This window comes from Spirosoma panaciterrae DSM 21099 (genome assembly GCF_000374025.1).
GTDB lineage: Bacteria > Bacteroidota > Bacteroidia > Cytophagales > Spirosomataceae > Spirosoma > Spirosoma panaciterrae.
Map to the genome: position 1 here is coordinate 94,238 of NZ_KB893180.1, position 18,095 is coordinate 112,332.

General features: G+C 49.9%; 16 protein-coding genes. 6 read left to right on the forward strand and 10 right to left on the reverse strand.

Annotation, left to right across the window (positions count from 1 at the left end; all coding sequences use genetic code 11):
* Positions 1-16: 16 nt before the first annotated feature.
* The 4 genes from B153_RS0111525 to B153_RS0111540 form a co-directional block, all read right to left on the reverse strand.
* Positions 17-1,261 (reverse strand): NAD(P)/FAD-dependent oxidoreductase, encoded by a 1,245-nt coding sequence (locus tag B153_RS0111525; RefSeq protein WP_020596861.1) that lies wholly within the window; start codon positions 1,259-1,261, stop codon positions 17-19.
* 102 nt (positions 1,262-1,363) lie between these two features.
* Entirely contained in the window at positions 1,364-2,368 is a 1,005-nt protein-coding gene (locus tag B153_RS0111530; RefSeq protein WP_020596862.1) for a 4-hydroxyproline epimerase, read from the reverse strand.
* A 48-nt stretch (positions 2,369-2,416) separates the two neighbouring features.
* On the reverse strand, positions 2,417-3,340 hold the full coding sequence (locus tag B153_RS0111535; protein WP_020596863.1) for a dihydrodipicolinate synthase family protein: 924 nt from the start codon (positions 3,338-3,340) through the stop codon (positions 2,417-2,419).
* A gap of 107 nt (positions 3,341-3,447) precedes the next feature.
* Complete coding sequence (locus tag B153_RS0111540; RefSeq protein WP_020596864.1) at positions 3,448-4,986, reverse strand: PD40 domain-containing protein; 1,539 nt, start codon at positions 4,984-4,986, stop codon at positions 3,448-3,450.
* A gap of 192 nt (positions 4,987-5,178) precedes the next feature.
* Between B153_RS0111540 and aat the strand changes: the two genes are divergently transcribed.
* The 4 genes from aat (at position 5,179) to B153_RS0111560 (ending at position 8,866) form a co-directional block, all read left to right on the forward strand.
* Entirely contained in the window at positions 5,179-5,787 is a 609-nt protein-coding gene (aat, locus tag B153_RS0111545; RefSeq protein ID WP_020596865.1) for a leucyl/phenylalanyl-tRNA--protein transferase, read from the forward strand.
* 36 nt (positions 5,788-5,823) lie between these two features.
* Complete coding sequence (proB, locus tag B153_RS0111550; RefSeq protein WP_020596866.1) at positions 5,824-6,858, forward strand: glutamate 5-kinase; 1,035 nt, start codon at positions 5,824-5,826, stop codon at positions 6,856-6,858.
* A gap of 100 nt (positions 6,859-6,958) precedes the next feature.
* Positions 6,959-8,209, forward strand: coding sequence for a glutamate-5-semialdehyde dehydrogenase (locus B153_RS0111555; protein WP_020596867.1), 1,251 nt, complete (start codon positions 6,959-6,961; stop codon positions 8,207-8,209).
* Between the two features lie 54 nt (positions 8,210-8,263).
* On the forward strand, positions 8,264-8,866 hold the full coding sequence (locus B153_RS0111560) for an OmpH/Skp family outer membrane protein (RefSeq protein ID WP_020596868.1): 603 nt from the start codon (positions 8,264-8,266) through the stop codon (positions 8,864-8,866).
* Positions 8,867-8,941: 75 nt separating this feature from the next.
* Here the strand turns inward: B153_RS0111560 and B153_RS0111565 are convergent, their stop codons facing one another.
* The 4 genes from B153_RS0111565 to B153_RS0111580 all read right to left on the reverse strand — a co-directional run bounded on the left by B153_RS0111565 (position 8,942) and on the right by B153_RS0111580 (position 14,099).
* Positions 8,942-10,213, reverse strand: coding sequence for a replication-associated recombination protein A (locus tag B153_RS0111565; RefSeq protein ID WP_026262085.1), 1,272 nt, complete (start codon positions 10,211-10,213; stop codon positions 8,942-8,944).
* A 204-nt stretch (positions 10,214-10,417) separates the two neighbouring features.
* On the reverse strand, positions 10,418-11,017 hold the full coding sequence (locus B153_RS0111570) for an RNA polymerase sigma factor (protein WP_020596870.1): 600 nt from the start codon (positions 11,015-11,017) through the stop codon (positions 10,418-10,420).
* Between the two features lie 88 nt (positions 11,018-11,105).
* On the reverse strand, positions 11,106-12,785 hold the full coding sequence (gene ade / locus B153_RS0111575; protein WP_020596871.1) for an adenine deaminase: 1,680 nt from the start codon (positions 12,783-12,785) through the stop codon (positions 11,106-11,108).
* Positions 12,786-12,896: 111 nt separating this feature from the next.
* Positions 12,897-14,099 carry an acyltransferase family protein gene (locus B153_RS0111580; RefSeq protein ID WP_020596872.1) on the reverse strand — a complete coding sequence of 401 codons (1,203 nt, stop codon included), beginning with the start codon at positions 14,097-14,099 and terminating at the stop codon, positions 12,897-12,899.
* 267 nt (positions 14,100-14,366) lie between these two features.
* Here B153_RS0111580 and B153_RS0111585 point away from each other — a divergent pair, with 267 nt between their 5' ends.
* Both B153_RS0111585 and B153_RS0111590 read left to right on the forward strand, forming a co-directional pair.
* Entirely contained in the window at positions 14,367-16,025 is a 1,659-nt protein-coding gene (locus tag B153_RS0111585) for a UxaA family hydrolase (RefSeq protein WP_020596873.1), read from the forward strand.
* Between the two features lie 98 nt (positions 16,026-16,123).
* The gene (locus B153_RS0111590; RefSeq protein ID WP_020596874.1) at positions 16,124-16,897 is read left to right on the forward strand and encodes an SDR family NAD(P)-dependent oxidoreductase; all 774 of its coding nucleotides are present in this window, start codon (positions 16,124-16,126) and stop codon (positions 16,895-16,897) included.
* Here the strand turns inward: B153_RS0111590 and B153_RS0111595 are convergent, their stop codons facing one another.
* Positions 16,898-17,461 carry a GNAT family N-acetyltransferase gene (locus tag B153_RS0111595; protein ID WP_020596875.1) on the reverse strand — a complete coding sequence of 188 codons (564 nt, stop codon included), beginning with the start codon at positions 17,459-17,461 and terminating at the stop codon, positions 16,898-16,900.
* 34 nt (positions 17,462-17,495) lie between these two features.
* Complete coding sequence (locus B153_RS0111600; RefSeq protein ID WP_157634647.1) at positions 17,496-18,068, reverse strand: hypothetical protein; 573 nt, start codon at positions 18,066-18,068, stop codon at positions 17,496-17,498.
* Positions 18,069-18,095: the final 27 nt, after the last annotated feature.

The window sequence follows — 18,095 nt, forward strand, 5'->3', positions numbered from 1 at the left end:
AAAAACCGTCAACTCATTAAGCAAAACGATCTGGTTGGAAAGCGGTTGTATCCATACTTTGGCGCGAATTGTCAATCAACTCACTGACCAGCTTCCCGGTGACAGGCCCCAGACTAACGCCCATCATGCCGTGTCCGGTCGCCAGCACCACATTGTCGTACCGAGCGGCCCGGCCCAGATAGGGCAACCCATCGGGTGAGCAGGGGCGCAAGCCACGCCAAACCGAATCAGCAACGGGCATAGCCACCGGGATATCAGGATAATACTGATTAATGGCATCAGCAATTCCCCGAACCCGGTTCATATTCACCCGCAAATCCGTACCCGCTACCTCAAGCGTACCAGCAAAGCGCAGGTCAGTTCCTATGGGAGTTGCAGTAGCGCGTGCTTCCAGCATGATAGCAGGTATCTGGATGGCATTTGTCGTACCAGGCAGCATAAAACTATATCCTTTCCCGCCTTGTAACGGCAACTGTAGGCCGAGTTGCTGCGCAATACCTGGCGACCAGGCCCCTCCGGCAATAACAACTTCATCCACATCGAATGAACCCCGCGCATGAATAGTCGTCACCCGGGAACCCGACGTACCAAATCCCGTAACCGGATGGTTTTCCAAAATCGCCACCCCTTCCTGACGTAGATAAGTAACCAGAGCTCCCATCAGTTCGTTGGGGTTCAGATGCGCATCGCCGGGATAATACACCGCTCCCTGCACCGTGACCCGTACATGCGGCTCCATCTCCTGCACCTGCTTGCCATTCAGGATTTGGGCTTCAACCCCAGCATGATTGGCGATTTCGGCCTCCTCGGCCATCTCTTTCTCAGCAGCCGCCGTTTTGTACAGCATAAACAAGCCCCGTTCCTGCCATCCGAAGGAGAGGCCATCGTGGGTAGCCAGGTCCTGATAAAGCCGTTTGCTCAGGAAACTAAGATCTCGCAGCACCGGAATCGACCGCTCCACATGCGCGGGCGTCGAATGTTTATAGAACAGCCATCCCCAGCGCATCAGATCAGCATCGAGCCGGGGTTTGACATAAAACGGGCTGGTCGATTTCAGCATCCATTGCAACCCTTTGGCTATCATACCGGGCTGAGCCAGAGGCACTATATGACTCGGTACAATCATGCCGGCATTGCCAAAAGAGCAGCCATTAGCAATAGACGCCTGTTCAAACAACGTTACCTTATGCCCCGCTTTATGCAGATAGTAAGCTGAACAAAGGCCAATAATTCCTCCACCGATTATACCAACGTGCGACATTTTTTAAAGAGTGAAAGAGTGAAAGAGTGAAAGAGTGTGGTCCGGCATTCCGGCTGGCGTATCAATTTCGCTCATTCACTCTTTCATTCTTTCGCTCTTTATTTAAATGACCTGAAATCCGTGTACATACGGGTCGTCTTCGTCCAGGATCAGGTGGTTATATCCGTAAATTCTGGCCCAGCCCTCAATACTGGGAACAATAGCGGGCTTGCCTGCCAGTTCGGTTTCGGCCTCGATACGTCCGTTGAAAATGGACCCAATAATACTCTCATGAATGAACGTATCGCCAGGCTTGAGCTTTCCTTTTGCATACCATTGCGCCATACGGGCCGAAGTCCCCGTTCCACAAGGTGAGCGGTCAATGGCCTTATCGCCGTAAAAAACCGCGTTGCGGGCCGTCGATGTTTCGGCTAAGGTCTTGCCAGTCCAGAGAATATGGCTCAATCCTTTTATGGTTGAGTTTTCGGGGTGAACGAACGTGTACTGCTCATTCATTCGCTGACGCATTACCCGCGCCCAGCCAATGAGTTGTTCAGCTTTGTAGTGTTCCAGACCAGGAAAATTCGGCTGCGGATCAACAATGGCGTAAAAATTACCACCATAGGCCACATCGACGGTGAGCGTACCCAGGTCCGGGCATTCGACGGTAAGCTGTTCGGCAGCCAGATACGATTTAATGTTGGTAATTTTTACCGACGTTACTTTCTTACCCTCCTGTCGGTATTCGGCCCGAACCAGGCCAGCCGGTACTTCCAGATTCAGAACCCCGGGAGTTTTGGGACGTATGAGGTTTTGCTCGATGGCTACGGTGACCGTACCAATCGTTCCGTGACCACACATCGGCAAACAGCCCGACGTTTCTATAAACAGCACTCCGGCATCATTGGCCGGATCGGTTGGCGGATAAAGAATACTGCCCGACATCATATCGTGGCCGCGTGGCTCGAACATAAGCCCCTGTCGAATCCAGTCGTATTCACGCAGAAAGTGCTGCCGTTTCTCGCTCATATTTTCCCCTTGCAGAAAGGGAATACTTCCCCCCGTAACGACCCGTACCGGATTGCCACAGGTGTGTGCGTCGATGCAGAAAAAATGAAATTCGGACATGGTTTAAAGAGTGAAAGAGTGAAAAAGCGAAAGGGTGAAATCGCTCTTTCACTCTTTCACTCTTTCGCTCATTAGTACTGGTCGGTTTGCTAATGCTTTTTGAATAACCTCCTGAACCTGTTCGCGTTCGGCACCTATGAGCGGTAATCGGGGGGCACGTACATATTCCGACCCTATGCCTGTGGCAGTAGCTGCCAACTTGATATACTGAACCAGTTTTGGGTGAATATCCAATTCGAGTAGAGGCATGAACCAGCGGTAAATGTCGAGCGCTTCGGCAATTTGCCCCGCTTTGGCCAGTTCATAAATGGCCACCGTTTCGACAGGGAATGCATCGACCAGGCCACCTACCCAGCCGTCGCAACCAAGCAAAAGAGCTTCCAGCGCCAGGGTATCGACTCCACCCAGCAATTTGTATCGCTCGCCAAATGCATTACGCATCCGGGTCACGTTGGTCAGATCGCGGGTCGATTCTTTAACCGCCTGAATATTGGGTAATACAGCCAGTTCCTCAAACATAGCCACCGTAGTCATGATCTTATAATCGTACGGATTATTGTAAATCATGATGGGCAGCGATGTTGACTGCGCAATCGATTTGAAGAATGTGACGGTCTCGCGGGAATCGGCGGGATAACGCATTGGGGGCAACAGCATCAGCCCATCAGCTCCGGCCTTTTCGGCTTCCTGAGCGCGGGCAATGGCCTGTTTGGTGGCCTGCTCGGCAATGTTGACCAGTACCGGCACATTTCCATCGCTTACGGCCAGAGCCGATGTCAGCAACTCAATTTTTTCGTCGTTGAGCAGCGTACTGGCTTCGCCCAGCGAACCGCCGATAATAAACCCATGTACACCCGCATCGAGCTGCGCCCGCAGATTTTTCTCAAAAAGCGGCAGGTCAAGCTGATCATCAGCCGTAAAAGGAGTCAGGAGAGCGGGATAAACACCTTCCCAGCGTACAGAAACATTCATGAATCAGAGGGGATCAAGTTGAAGAACCAAAGTTGCGAATTCTGCGAAATATTTCATGTCTTATCGACACAAATCCCGCAGAACCACAGAAAAAGGGTCGTATTCTTCTATTTTTCAATGGGACTCACACTACTGGCAGCCGTATTACTGATAAAGGCGACTTTCTTACTATCGGGCGACCACGAAGGGGTATTGATGGTTCCCTGGCCGCCATAGATGTACGCAATTACTTTAGGTTCTCCAACACCCGAAATGGGCAACAGGCGCAGGTAAACATGCTTGTAAAACGGATGTTCATTGGACTTCACCTCTTCTTTCAGGAATGATAGAAAAATAATCCACTTGCCATCGGGCGAAATATGCGGAAACCAGTCGTGGTAATCCCCGTGCGTAACCGCTTCCTGGCCGCTGCCATCCGGCTTCATTCGCCAGATTTGCATGGTGCCAGTACGGTCGGAGTTGAAATAAATCCATTTGCCATCGGGAGTAAACTCCGGGCCATCGTCCAATCCTTTTGCATCGGTCAGGCGGGTTTCTGCCCCTCCCTCCGACGGTACGCTGTAAATATCAAACTCATTGTTGCGCGAGCCGGTAAATACCAGCGTTTTCTTATCGGGCGACCAGCCATGCAGGTACGATGGGCCTTTGGGGGTGATCTGCTTCGGTTCTCCGCCCGTTAACGGAACGGTATAGACAATTGACCCACCCAGTTCTTTTACTCCACTGCTCAACCCCAGCATTTTCCCATCCATAGAGAGTACATGGTCGTTGTTATTGTTTTTAACCTGACCTGTGTTCAGCACTGTGGGCTGACCTTTTGCCAAATCAAAGGTGTAAATTAACCCATCGCCATTGTACAGAAGTGTTTTGCCATTGGGCATCCAGTTGGGTGCCTGAATGGAGCCGGGCACATTGAAAAGAACCTGCCGATCCCCAGTTGAAACCTCCAGAATTTCCAGATTGCTGGCCAGATACTCCCGATACGGAACGAGTTTATCAGCCGCAGGTACACTAATGCGTACATCCCGGAATACCCCCCGCTCCAGCGCATCTTTAGTATGTGCGCAAACAAACAGGCCAACATATACCTCTTCACCTAATTCCAGATCGGTAACCTGCTCTGTCACAAAAGGCTCTCCGAATTTGGCTGCCCGCATGGTGTAGGTATTGCCTTTCCGTTCGAGTTGAATCACATCCGCTCCGGCCAGCTTCGTACGGACTTCCTCCGTAGTTGCCCCAGTGGTTCGCCTGAACTGCAAGGATGTACTGCCATCCCCATGCGTACAGACATTTACATGAGCCGATTTACCATCCAGACGGCTACGAACCATCCAGCCTACCTTCCGGTGTGGGTCCCCTTCCTTACCCAATAAATACGCTCTGGTGTAAAGCAGGAAATCACCTTTCATCCGTTTCCATGCATAATGAAACTCGTCGTGGTCGCCCCACACATTAGACCCCGAACCCGATAGTTGGTATTGATGCGATTTAGCATTGTAACTACCCGAACCGGGTTTCATTACGGCACCAACATCGGTCTGTCCTTCAAATAAACCCAGTCTGGCATCTTGCGCCATGGATGGGCCGTAGAGCGTCAGCAGCAAGCTGGCAACGCAGGTTAAAAAGGTGATTTTTAGGATTTTCATCAGGCTCGATTGTGTTCGTTTTATCCAGGTTCAGAAAAAGAGACAGGTACTACTTTATGAACAAAGCGTTACTGATCAGTACCTTACTTAGCCGATGCGATTTAGGCCTCACTCGCGTAGGAAAGCCCTAAAAGATCTATCAATTTTTGGCTGCTTTTTTTATCTTTGTCAGAATACACATCCACCAATTTCATGGATAAGCTCACCGCCGATGACCTCATTTATGGGTACATTAATGGCATTTTCCCAATGGCCGACTCCGACGGTACGCTTTACTGGTACGCCCCCGACCCGCGTGCCATTATTCCCATTTATACCTATAAACCAGCTAAATCACTCCGTCCGGTCCTGAACCGGCATCAATTTGATATTCGCCTGAATACAGCTTTTAGCGACGTAATGCGTGGGTGCTCAAAGCCCCGTTCGGAAGATGACAGCGTCTGGATCTCCGACGAAATCATTGATGCTTATACCGAATTGCACCATATGGGGCTGGCTCACAGCGTCGAAACGTATATCGACAATCGGTTAGTGGGTGGCTTGTATGGCGTAGCCTTAGGCTCTGCTTTCTTTGGCGAATCGATGTTTACGGTCGTTAGCAATGCCTCCAAAGTGGCCTTTCACTACTTAATTCAGATTCTACAGCAGCAGAAATTTACGCTTCTGGATACTCAATTTATAAACGACAATGTACGGCGGTATGGAGCCATTGAAATACCCAAAGCCGATTACCTCCGGCAATTGAAACTAGCCCTTCGTAACAAAGTCAGGTTTATCGACCAGGTGTCTCAGCAGGTGTAAGACTTCGGTATTCCGAAAACCACCTATCTTTGCCGCATGTCGAAACCCGTTCTTGTCCTTAAATTCGGTACTGCATCCATTACCAAACCAACCGGCGAACCGAATGAGCCGGTCATGGTCGACATTGCCCGGCAGGTAGCTGCTTTGCATCAGCAATATCGGATTGTGCTGGTATCCTCTGGTGCCGTAGGTGCCGGAAAGGCACTGATTCGTGATTATAAAGGCGATATAACCCAGCGAAAAGCGGCTGCCGCTGTCGGTAATTTACTGCTACTTAATCAGTACTCCCGATTTTTCGCCATCTATGGTATTTCTATCGCCCAAAGCCTTTGCGAACGTCACCATTTTGGCAATCGGGATCAGTTTCTTCAATTAAAGCAGACTTACGAAGAACTGTGGGCAAACGACCTAATTCCGATTGCCAACGAAAACGATGTAGTGAGCAATCGGGAACTAAAGTTTTCGGACAACGACGAACTGGCCACGCTGATTGCGGTAGGGTTTGGGGCAAAAGTTCTTATGCTTTGCACCTCAGTAGGCGGTTTGCTCGACCATAATGGCCAAATTATCCGGCAAGTTACGGCCTTCGATGAGCAGGTATTCAGCGTCGTTCGAACTGATAAGTCATCGCTGGGATTAGGAGGTATGGCTTCTAAATTGACCTTCGCCAAACTAGCCACACGCATGGGTATACGGGTCGTTATTTTCGGTATGAACGAGCCGGATAGCCTGGGCCGGGCTCTACGGGGCGAAACCGGAACGGAGTTTGTCCCACAAGCCAATACGCTTTCGGCACGAAATCGCTGGCTGGGTAGTGGCAGTCTGGCCGTCGGGCAGATTCTGGTCGATGCTGGAGCGGTACGGGCGCTCAAACAGCGTCGGAGTTTGCTGGCTGTCGGTGTCCGGGCTGTTCCGAGCGAATTTGCGACAGGCGAAATGGTTGAAATTTTAGACGAAAACCAGGAGACAATAGCCGTAGCCCGAACCCGGATTTCGTCAGAAACGTTAGCGCAACAGCTTAATCAGCAAAATGTTGAGGTAGCGAATGCCAATGATATTGTACTTTTGTAAAAAGAGTGGAAAAGCAGAAAGGTAAGAAAGGGGAATATTATTTTCTCATAAAAAGCCATTCTCCCTTTTGCCCGTTCCTCCTTTTATTCCTTTTTCAAAAATGACACCAATTACACCTTTACTGCAATCGGCCCAGCAAGCTGCAGCCGCTGTTCGGCGGTTGAGCCCCGGGCAGAAAACAGCTTTACTTGATCGGCTGGCCGATGTACTGGCCGCCCATACGGCTCAGATCGTGACTGAGAACCAGAAAGATCTCGACCGGATGGCAGCTACAGACCCGAAGTACGACCGCCTGAAACTAACCGAAGCGCGGATTGCTGATCTCTCTAAAAGTCTGCGCGAAGTGGCCATTCTACCCGACCCGGCTGGCGAAGTCATTTTTGAGCGGACCATTGAGCAGGGCCTCCAACTGAAAAAGATTGCTGTACCACTTGGGGTAGTAGGGGTTATTTACGAAGCTCGTCCGAATGTAACGGTCGATGTGGCGTCGTTATGCCTGCGTTCGGGCAATGCCTGCGTACTGAAAGGAGGCAAAGAAGCCGACTTCTCGAACCGATATCTGATTAGTCTGATTCAGGGCGTACTGGCGGAATTTGATGTACCCAAAGCGGCTGTGACCCTACTCCCACCCGACCGGGCAGTCGTCAACGAACTACTTACCGCTACCCGATATGTCGACATCATCATTCCGCGTGGATCAGATTCACTGATTCAGTTTGTCCGGAAAAACTCACTGGTTCCCACCATCGAAACGGGTGCTGGGGTCTGTCATGCCTATGTCGAATCGACCGCCGATCTTGATAAAGCGGTGGCGATTGTTGTCAATGCCCGTGTTTCGCGCCCGTCGGTCTGTAACTCCCTCGACTGTGTACTGGTTGATGAACAAATTGCCGGGCATTTTCTGCCCATGCTGACAGACGATTTCAACAAATGGAACGTTGAGGTATTTGCAGATGAGACCGCCTACACTATTTTCGAGAAAGCTGGTTATACGAATCTCCAGCACGCCCAGCCAGCAGATTTTGGCCGTGAATTTCTGGATTATAAGTGTGCGGTCAAGGTCGTAAACGGCCTGGATGAAGCTCTCTCGCATATACAAGCTTACTCGTCGCGGCACTCGGAGGCAATTCTGTCGCAAAATCAGGCGCTGATTGACCAGTTCCTGAGTGAAGTCGATGCAGCAGCCGTATATGCCAATGCTTCTACCCGGTTTACGGATGGTGGCGTATTTGGTTTAGGAGCCGAAATAGGCATTTCAACCCAAAAGCTTCACGCTCGTGGCCCCTTTGCGCTGGAAAAATTAGTCACCGAAAAATGGATAGTTGTGGGCGATGGCCAGGTCCGTTGGTAAGCCAATGGCTGCTCATGACCGCAATAAACCTTATACTTGTACCAAATTCCTCCTATGATTAAATCAAAATCAACTCTATTCCAAATCCTTGCTGGCTTGCTGATACTAACGAGTTTACGGGTGCAGGCTCAGGCGTTAAAAGTCGGCTTTACCCGTATCGATTACATTGTATCGCAATCGCCTGAAGCAAAGGAAGTCACCAATCAACTCAACATTCAGCAAGCGCAGGCCGAGAATGAGTTAAAGCGGATGCAAACCGAATTTCAGACCAAGTATTCGGCATACCAGTCGGGTGTTGCGCAGATGACCGACGTTATTCGCAAAGATCGGGAGACCGAACTGCAAACCCTCCAGACCCGGATTCAGCAGTTTAGTCAAACAGCCCAGGAATCTCTGCAAGGCAAATATGGGCAAATGATGAAGCCTATTCTGACCAAAATTCAGCAAGCCATCGACACGGTAGCTTCACAGAACGGCTATCATTACATCATCAATGTAACGTCGAACTCAGATGTGCTCTATGCGGCAGAAGAACTGAATATTACGGATCTGGTCCTTAAGAAAATGGGAATCACTCCGGGTCAGAACGCTGATAAACCGGCCAATGCTCCGGCCCCAGCAACGCCTAAAGCCGCAGCACCTCCTAAAAAGAAGTAGGCCTTAAATCGTCTCGATCCGAATAGCAAACCGCCCATGAATGTAAATTTCATGGGCGGTTTGCTTGCTTAAGGTCTAGTACCCGTACCAGTCTCCCCACCATTTCTGCAAACTCCGACGGATCTCAGCCTCGCGGGCATTCTGACCAGGTTCGTACAACTTGTGGCCTTTCAGTTCGTCGGGCAGAAAATTCAACGGCACAAAATTACCTTCGTAGGCATGCGCATATTCGTACTCTTTACCGTAGCCAATCTGCTTCATGATCTTCGTAGGCGCATTGCGCAGGTGTAAAGGCACAGGCAGGTGAGCCGTTTGTTCGGCCAACGCAATGGCGTCGTCAATGGCCACATAACTGGCATTACTCTTCGGTGATGTAGCCAAGTACACGGCCACCTGCGACAGGATGATTCGTCCCTCAGGCATCCCAATAGCCCGAATGGCCTGTACCGCTTCCGACGCCATAATCATAGCCGTTGGGTTGGCATTTCCAATATCTTCAGATGCCAGAATCAGCATCCGGCGGGCAATAAAAACAGGGTCTTCGCCAGCCACAATCATACGGGCCATCCAATATAAGGCGGCATTCGGATCGGAGCCGCGCAATGACTTGATAAAGGCCGAAATAATGTCGTAATGCTGCTCGCCCGATTTGTCGTACCGGGCAATATTCTGCTGGGCTACGGTCGTTACCCCTTCATCGGTAATCACCAGCGACTCCGACGATACATGTGCCGAGGCCACTAATTCGAGCAAGTTCAGGAGCTTACGTCCATCGCCACCCGATAAGCGCAACAGAGCATCGTACGACTCAACCCGAATCTTCTTCGACTGCAGAAAAGCGTCCTGCGCAATGGCCCGATCTACAACCTGAATCAACTCATCGCGGCTGAGCGCTTCCAGAATATACACCTGACAACGCGACAGTAAAGCACTGTTGACTTCAAAGGAAGGATTTTCGGTCGTAGCTCCAATGAGCGTGATCTGGCCTTTCTCAACGGCTCCCAACAACGCATCCTGCTGGCTTTTGTTGAACCGATGAATTTCGTCGATAAACACAACGGGTGGAAACATTCCACTAGGCCGGCTCAACACATCGCGAATTTCTTTAACTCCCGAATTAATAGCACTTAAAGCGACAAATGGTCGTTTAACCGCTTCGGCCAGCAACAGAGCCAGGGTTGTTTTCCCTACCCCCGGCGGCCCCCACAAGATCATGGAAGGCAAGCGCCCGGCCTGAATAGCCCGACGCAAAGCGCCTGTAGGCCCAATCAATTTTCGCTGACCAATTACATCGTCGAGTGTACGCGGGCGCACTCGTTCGGGCAATGGAGTTGAGTCTGTATTCATTTGACGAAGGTACCACCAATAGCTTATGCAGGTCAAGTATGGTTAGATAGGGCCAGGGATTGTTACGTTGGGTCAAGGGTAGTCGGGAACTGGTAGCAACGACGATACTTGACCACACTTGACAACCCCTGACTTTAAAAAAATAAACCCCGACAACCAGGTTTCGGTTATCGGGGCCAGAAAAGAGTTTGGGAATAGTCAGCGTCAGAGCGACACATTTTCAAGCGTAACGTACCGCTTGAGATTGCTCATGGCACCAAAAATCAAATTATAAACAGACTGTATATTGATTTGCATGAGCGCCGAAATTTCTTCATTGCTCATATTCTGGAAATACCGAAGATGAACGGCTTCGCGCTGACGACGAGGAAGTTTCTCAAGTGCCTGATGCAGACAATCATTGATAAACATATCTTCTTCGTGGTTAATCAGCATGTTCTCGTAGGAGGGGTCGGAGCCGGGTAACGTATCGCCCACACGCCGACCGTTAATCATATCGTCCTGACTTACTAATTTTTGTTCGGCAGTGAGGTGACGAACCAGTTTACGCTTGATCGAGGCCATCAGATAAAATCGAACGGAGGTTGTTGGCCCGATGGTGCTACGGTGTTTCCAAAGTTCAACAAACAAATCGTGGATGCAATCTTTAATTAACGCCCGGTCGGTGGCAAAATGGACGCAGTAATGGTAAAGGGTTTGAACATAATTCTGATACAATCGGGCAAACGCGTTTTCATCACCACCGCGAAACAGATTCCATAAGGTTTCGTCGTCGGGGCCATTTTGGGTACGAGAGCGGGCCATGATAAGGGGTGTAAAGGTTAGGAATAGCCTTGAGGTGTGTAAACTTACCCATAAAAAATAGAATTAAAAAAATACTTCGAAAAAATTTTTATAATCTCTGATTTTCAGTTTCTAGTGACACAAAGGAGAAATTTTTCCCATCGAATAACCCTTTATTACTCAGTTTCAAATTAGGAATAACTAAAAGTGCCATAAACGACAAAGTCATAAACGGTGCCGCGAGCGTACTTCCCAATTCTTGCTTGGCATATTGGTCCAGGGATGCGTATTGTTCGGCGATTGCGTACCCATCAGCGTCGGTCATCAACCCGGCCACAGGTAACGCCAGCAATAAAGCCTTGTCATTTTTTTGATTAGTAGCCTGCCAATTACTGACTGCCGACAGGCCGCCTTTTGCCTCAATTACCAGATTAACCGCCTTACAAATACTCGCATCGTCGCAGCCGACCGCTGTAATGTTGTGCGAATCATGCCCAACAGATGAAGCAATGGCGCCGTGTTTCAAGCCGAAATTTTTGATGAAGGCAACAGCGGGTGGCGCATCCTGATAGCGATTTACGACGACTAACTTCAGAACATCGCGCTCTACATCGGGTACCATCTGGTCTCCATCTGGCCTCAGGGACAGGTGCAGTTCGTTCGTAATCAATTGACCATCGAGTGCTTCAATAACGCGCACTGACCTCGGCGATCCGTTTGCCTCCGCTAGTTTCACCACAAAATCGGCTGCTTTTTTGGGCTGGCAGTTAAATTGATTAACGTGTTCACTTCGTACGTCCTGAATCTTCGACTGACCATTTTCTGCCACGACTTCGCCATGGATGACCGTCTGTTTTATCTTAAATGTCTGCAGGTTATCAACTATAATATAATCAGCGGGATCGCCTTCGCGTAATAAGCCAACGGGCAACCGATAATGCAGGACAGGGTTCAGACAAGCTGCACGTAGTACGTCCCAGATCGAATGGCCTTGCGCCAATGCCCTCACTACAAGCTGATTGATGTGCCCTTCGGCCAGCGTATCAGGATGCTTATCATCGGAGCAGAACATAATCTGTTCTGGATATTGAGCTAGCAGGGGGATCAGGGCATCGAAGTTTCGGGCTGCACTCCCTTCACGAATCAGGATATGCATACCCCGCCTGGCTTTGTCAAGGCCCTCTTCATAAGTGAAGCATTCATGGTCGGTGGTAATGCCCGCATCTATATACTGCTGAGCCTTATCGCCCATCAGACCCGGTGCATGCCCATCTACGGGCTTGTTGAACGCCTGAGCCAGCGCGATTTTTGCCATTACGTCCGGGTCCTGATAGAGCACACCCGGAAAATTCATCATCTCGGCCAGGTAACCGATTTCCTTCATCGCCAGCAACTTGCGAACATCCTTCACACCAATCGTGGCCCCTGCGGTTTCGAAAGTAGTGGCCGGTACGCAGGATGGAGCCCCAAACATAAACTTGAACGGTACTCGACGGGCTTCCTCAATCATATAATGAACCCCTGCCACGCCAAGCACATTACCAATCTCGTGGGGGTCCGAAACCGTAGCCACCGTACCATGCACCACCGCCAGCCGGGCAAACTGTGGCGGAGTCAGCAGTGAACTCTCCACATGAACATGCGCATCGACAAACCCAGGCAGCGCATAGGGTTCGCCCAAACGTTCGGGGCCCAGTTTATGAATTTCACTAATACGATTATTCTCAAACGTGATGGTCCCGTAGAAAATCGTTTGATCGAACAGATTCAGGATATTGGCAGTAAGCATAAAGGAACTTTCAACAGTTTAAAGCCTGTATGTTAACGTTCGGACAAAATAAATTGAGCGACTACGGCATTGTGCTTAACGAACGTCAGCCTAGAATGCTCACACTACCCGTCAAATACGAATGAATAATTTTCGACGATACATCCATCGGAGCAGCAGGTAAAAAATGCCCAGGGTAGCCAGTCCGACAAGCAATTGTTCATACGGCTCTCCAAAAACCTGAAATAGCCGATGTCCCAGGTGGGTATATAACGACTTGACAATAAAATGACTGATCAACTCAACCAGGCAGTAGATTGCAATGGAATTCATCCCGACAACGACCAGAGGAAAAGCCCATTTGCGCCAGCCTTTCACGTCTATAATTCCATAGAAAGCAGCCAGGAACCAATAGCACAAGCCTCCGCTGAACAGCACCCATGCGGGTGTCCAGATCCGTTTCACAATAGGACAGATACCGGCCCATTGCAGCACTAATCCACTCACAAGACCGATAGCCCCAGCTACTGCCAACCGTTTCAGAATTTCCTGGCTTGTCAGATCGGACCGTAGCCAGCGCCCGGCCTGTAAGCCCAATAGCATAGTCCCCAGCGTTGGAATAAAACTCAGGGTGGCATACCCTCCACCGTTGAACAAAAATGGCTTTTCCCGGGGAAATAAATTCAGAAACCAGGTGTCAAACGCCCAGGCCAGATTACTATTCTTGTTAAAATGGGCCATCAATCCTGTGTAATGATTCGGCCAGTCGGCCGGAACGCCAACGGCCGTATAGTCTATACCTACGGGCGACGGATACAGGACAAACGCCAGCCAGTAGCCGATCAAAATAGCGCCAAAAGCCAGCCAGCCGATTCGGGGTGACGTATTGCCCAGCAAGAACAGAAAAGAATAACCAAGGCCGATTTGCGTAAGCGTATCTTCAAAAGTAAAGTACGTCTGGTCGGCATGCGTAGACCGCAGAAAAATACCCAGCAAAATCAAAATCAGCGACCGCCGGACCGCATGACCAAACTGAACCCCAAATGATTCGCCCTGCTTGACCCGACTGGCAATCGAGTACGGCAGCGCAACCCCTACCAGAAACGAAAACGACGGCTGGATCATGTCGTGCAATGAACAGCCAGCCCAGGCTACATGGCTCTGATGGAAGGTCAGAAAGGACCAGAATGAACTATCAGGGAAAGCCTCATGAAGATGATGGAACCTTAAAATCTCGGCCGCCATGAGTGTCATCACAAAACCTCGATAGGCGTCCATAGACATCAATCGGCCAGCCAGAAAGCCAGCCTGTTTGTCGGGCGTAAGTTGGGGCATAGTAAAGGGAAAGGAATTCTTCGGCCAAACTCCGCATTGACATTCATATTCGCAACAGCATAGAATAAAGTTTTTTGAGAGGTGGTATATTTCGGGCCAATACGTCTCTTTATTAAACGATCAGGCGTAGTCAAGTATAGTCAGGGATTGCCAAGTATAGACAAGTGTGGTCAAGTATAGTCAGGAACAATTCTTGACAATCCCTGACTATACTTGACCACACTTGTCTACTTCTACCTGACAGTTAATTTAAAACCACATTGCTAAATGGCTGCCCGAGTATTAAAAGTTCACCCTGCCGATAATGTCATTGTTGCGCTCCGCAACCTATCCGCTGGCGAACACATCGAATTTGAAAACGATAGGTATGAGCTACCCTACGCCGTTGGCGCTAAACACAAATTTGTGACTGAGGACCGGCAACCCGGCGACCCGATTACGATGTATGGCGTACTGGTTGGCAAAGCAACCCAACCCATCCGACGCGGAGAACCGATTACAACTTTCAATTTGAAGCATGACGCGGATCGATATGGCCTCGACAAAAAACAACCCTACCTGTGGCAACCACCCGATGTGTCGCAGTGGCAGGGCCGCACGTTCATGGGATATCACCGGGCCGACGGGAGCGTGGGTACACGAAATTACTGGCTCGTAGTACCGCTTGTATTTTGTGAAAACCGCAACGTGCTCATTCTAAAAGATGCTTTTGAGCGCGAATTAGGCTATGCTCAACCCGACATCTACCGGGAACAGGTCCATGAACTGATCAGCCTGTACAAAGCAGGCGAACTGGACGTTGTCAAAAAAATGCAGCCATTTGTTGAACCGGCCTTTGCCCATCAGCAAGTTGCCAAACGCCCGTTCAAAAACATTGACGGCATCAAATTTCTGACGCATGAAATGGGCTGTGGTGGTACGCGTCAGGACTCCGCTTACCTGGGTTCCTTACTGGCAGGCTTTATCAACAATCCGAACGTGGCTGGTGCAACCGTTTTGAGCCTGGGTTGCCAGCACTTACAGGTCGACATGATTTCGGCAGAAATCAAACGACAGAATCCGAAGTTCGACAAACCTCTGCTCTTGTTCGAACAACAGGCTGGCACCGAATACACGCTGATGTCACAAGCCATTAAAGAAACCTTCCTGGGACTGATCGAAGTCAACAAGATTGAACGGCAACCCGCACCATTGAGCAAATTGACCATTGGCCTCAAATGTGGGGGCTCCGATGGCTTTTCAGGCATATCGGCCAACCCGGCCCTGGGCCAACTGTCCGATATTGTCGTAACGCTGGGCGGTAAAACTGTACTGGCCGAATTTCCCGAACTGAACGGTGTTGAACAGGAGCTTATTAACCGTACCGACGACACCACGAAAGCCCAGAAGTTCATCGACCTCATGAGTACGTACTCGGCTCAGGCCGAAGCCGTCGGTTCTGGTTTCGACATGAATCCGTCGCCCGGAAATATCAAAGACGGACTCATTACCGATGCCATTAAATCGGCAGGAGCGGCCAAGAAAGGAGGCACTTCGCCCGTTGCCGACGTACTCGACTATGCCGAACCGGCCACTACGCCGGGGCTGAACCTGCTCTGTACTCCTGGCAACGATGTGGAAGCGACAACTGGAATGGCTGGTTCGGGCACCAACGTGATTGTTTTCACGACGGGCCTCGGAACACCAACGGGTAATCCAATCTGCCCGGTGGTAAAAGTATCGACCAATACAACTCTTAAAAACCGGATGCCCGACGTGATCGACTTCGACAGTGGTCCGATCATCGATGGCGAACAAACCATTTCGCAGAATGCCGACGCCATGCTGGAATACATTGTCCGGCTGGCATCGGGCAACGAAACAACACAGGCCGAGCGCCTGGGCCAAGACGATTTCATTCCCTGGAAACGGGGCGTTTCACTTTAATTAAAAAGCGAAAGAGTGAATGAGTGAAAGAGCGAACCTACCAGATAGTATTCGCTTCAGCCTCTCTTTCGCTCTTTCACTCATTCACTCTTTAACCTATGTTCTCTCTCCAAAATAAAACCGCCCTCATCACGGGGGGAGCCAGTGGCATTGGACTGGCCATTTCAAAAACGTTTGCCCAGGCAGGCGCATCGGTACATATCCTCGACCTCAATGCCGATCAGGCCGAACAGGCCGCCAGCGAAATTCGGCAAACGGGCGGATTGGTAACCAGCCATGCTGTCGACGTATCGAATCAAAGCCAGACGGTAGAGGTCATCAATCAGATTGCCGAGCAGGGCCCAATCCATATTCTGGTGAACAATGCGGGCGTATCGCACATTGGGACCGTCGAAACCACAACCGAAGCCGATTTCGACCGGATTTTTCGGATCAATACCAAAGGGGTTTATAACTGCCTGTTTGCGACGATTCCACACATGAAAAAAAACGGAGGGGGCGTAGTGCTCAATATGGCCTCGATAGCGGCTACGCTTGGGATTCCTGATCGCTTTGCTTACTCGATGAGCAAAGGAGCGGTGCTAACCATGACCTTGTCGGTAGCAAAGGATTACCTGAAAGACAATATCCGCTGCAACTGCATTTCGCCCGCACGCGTGCATACACCATTTGTGGACGGTTTCATCGCCCGGACCTACCCCGGACGTGAAGCTGAAATGTTTGAAAAGCTCTCAAAAACCCAGCCGATTGGCCGTATGGCCGAACCCGAAGAAGTAGGCGCGTTGGCGCTCTACCTGTGCTCCGACGAAGCGGGCTTCATCACTGGCTGCGACTATCCTCTGGACGGTGGTTTTACCCGATTGAATAACTAATCAGAGTGTTAGGTACATGTCGTAGTTGAGCACTTCATTCTCGAACTGGCCTACTTCGACAAACCCATATTTCTGGTAATACCGATGGGCGCGGACGTTTCGGGTCTGCACCCCACCCCATAAAATTATCCGCTGCTTGTTCATGGCCCTGGCGATTGTCAGGGCTTTTTTCATTAAATGACTCCCCAGACCTCGGCTCTGATACACATCGGCGATGGAAGGCGCTATCGAAAAATCGGTTTCTGCATGGATGGGTATGCCCAACGTCTGAAAGCGGGCAGCATCTGAAGGCGTAGCTCCCGACAGTAACAAAACATAGGCAACAATGGTCTGATTATCGGCAGAAGTAGCAACCAGACGCACGATTTCGGCCGGATTCAACGTCTTGCAGATATGCCGTACCGTTTCCTCAACAAACGAATGAGGGGCAAAATAGCTTCGGGTCTCGGCCGATAAGCCCTTAAAATAACCCGTCAGTTTAGGTGCATCCGTTGAATCCAAAAGCCGAATAACAATTGGCTCGTCGGGCGACAGGTGAATGGTTTCGGGGGCAAGCGCTTCCATAGCTACAAATGGCAGATTATAATAAGCTTTATAGTCACGATATATTGTCACCCATCAAAAAGCCAGCAATCGCCAGTACCATAACGACTCCGCCTACTATCAGTATAATAAATTCCCCCGGACCCAACGGCGGGTTATACCTGTTCGGATATACCTGTCTGTAGATGTAGTTGAGTTGTTTTACACTTGGAATCAAAAAGAGGAAGGGTGGTATAAATAAAGCCATCAGCGCCAGACTATCCGGCGAAAGCCTGTCCAGAACTCGCTGGGCTACAGCCAGTATAACAAAGCCCGTAGCGTACCCATTACCACTAATACCTGGATGCCCTTTTTCGACAGCGAGATCATTGATGTGGTCCAATAACGTATGCACGAAAAATATATTAAAAATGGCCCGCCAGAATGGATAGATGTCCCATTCGTACACATTCCTGAAAAAAGCCCAGTTTTTATAAAACCAGTAAATGGTGTATATGCCAAACGAAAAAAAGGACAACAGACAGAAAGCCCAGACTGGCTGACTTTTCACATAAGGCACAATCTCTACATCGTTGTCATTTCCGGTCATGCGGATGGTTGTATTAAGTTGGGGAGCAATATAGCTCATCCATGACTAAATGGACACTAAAAAAAT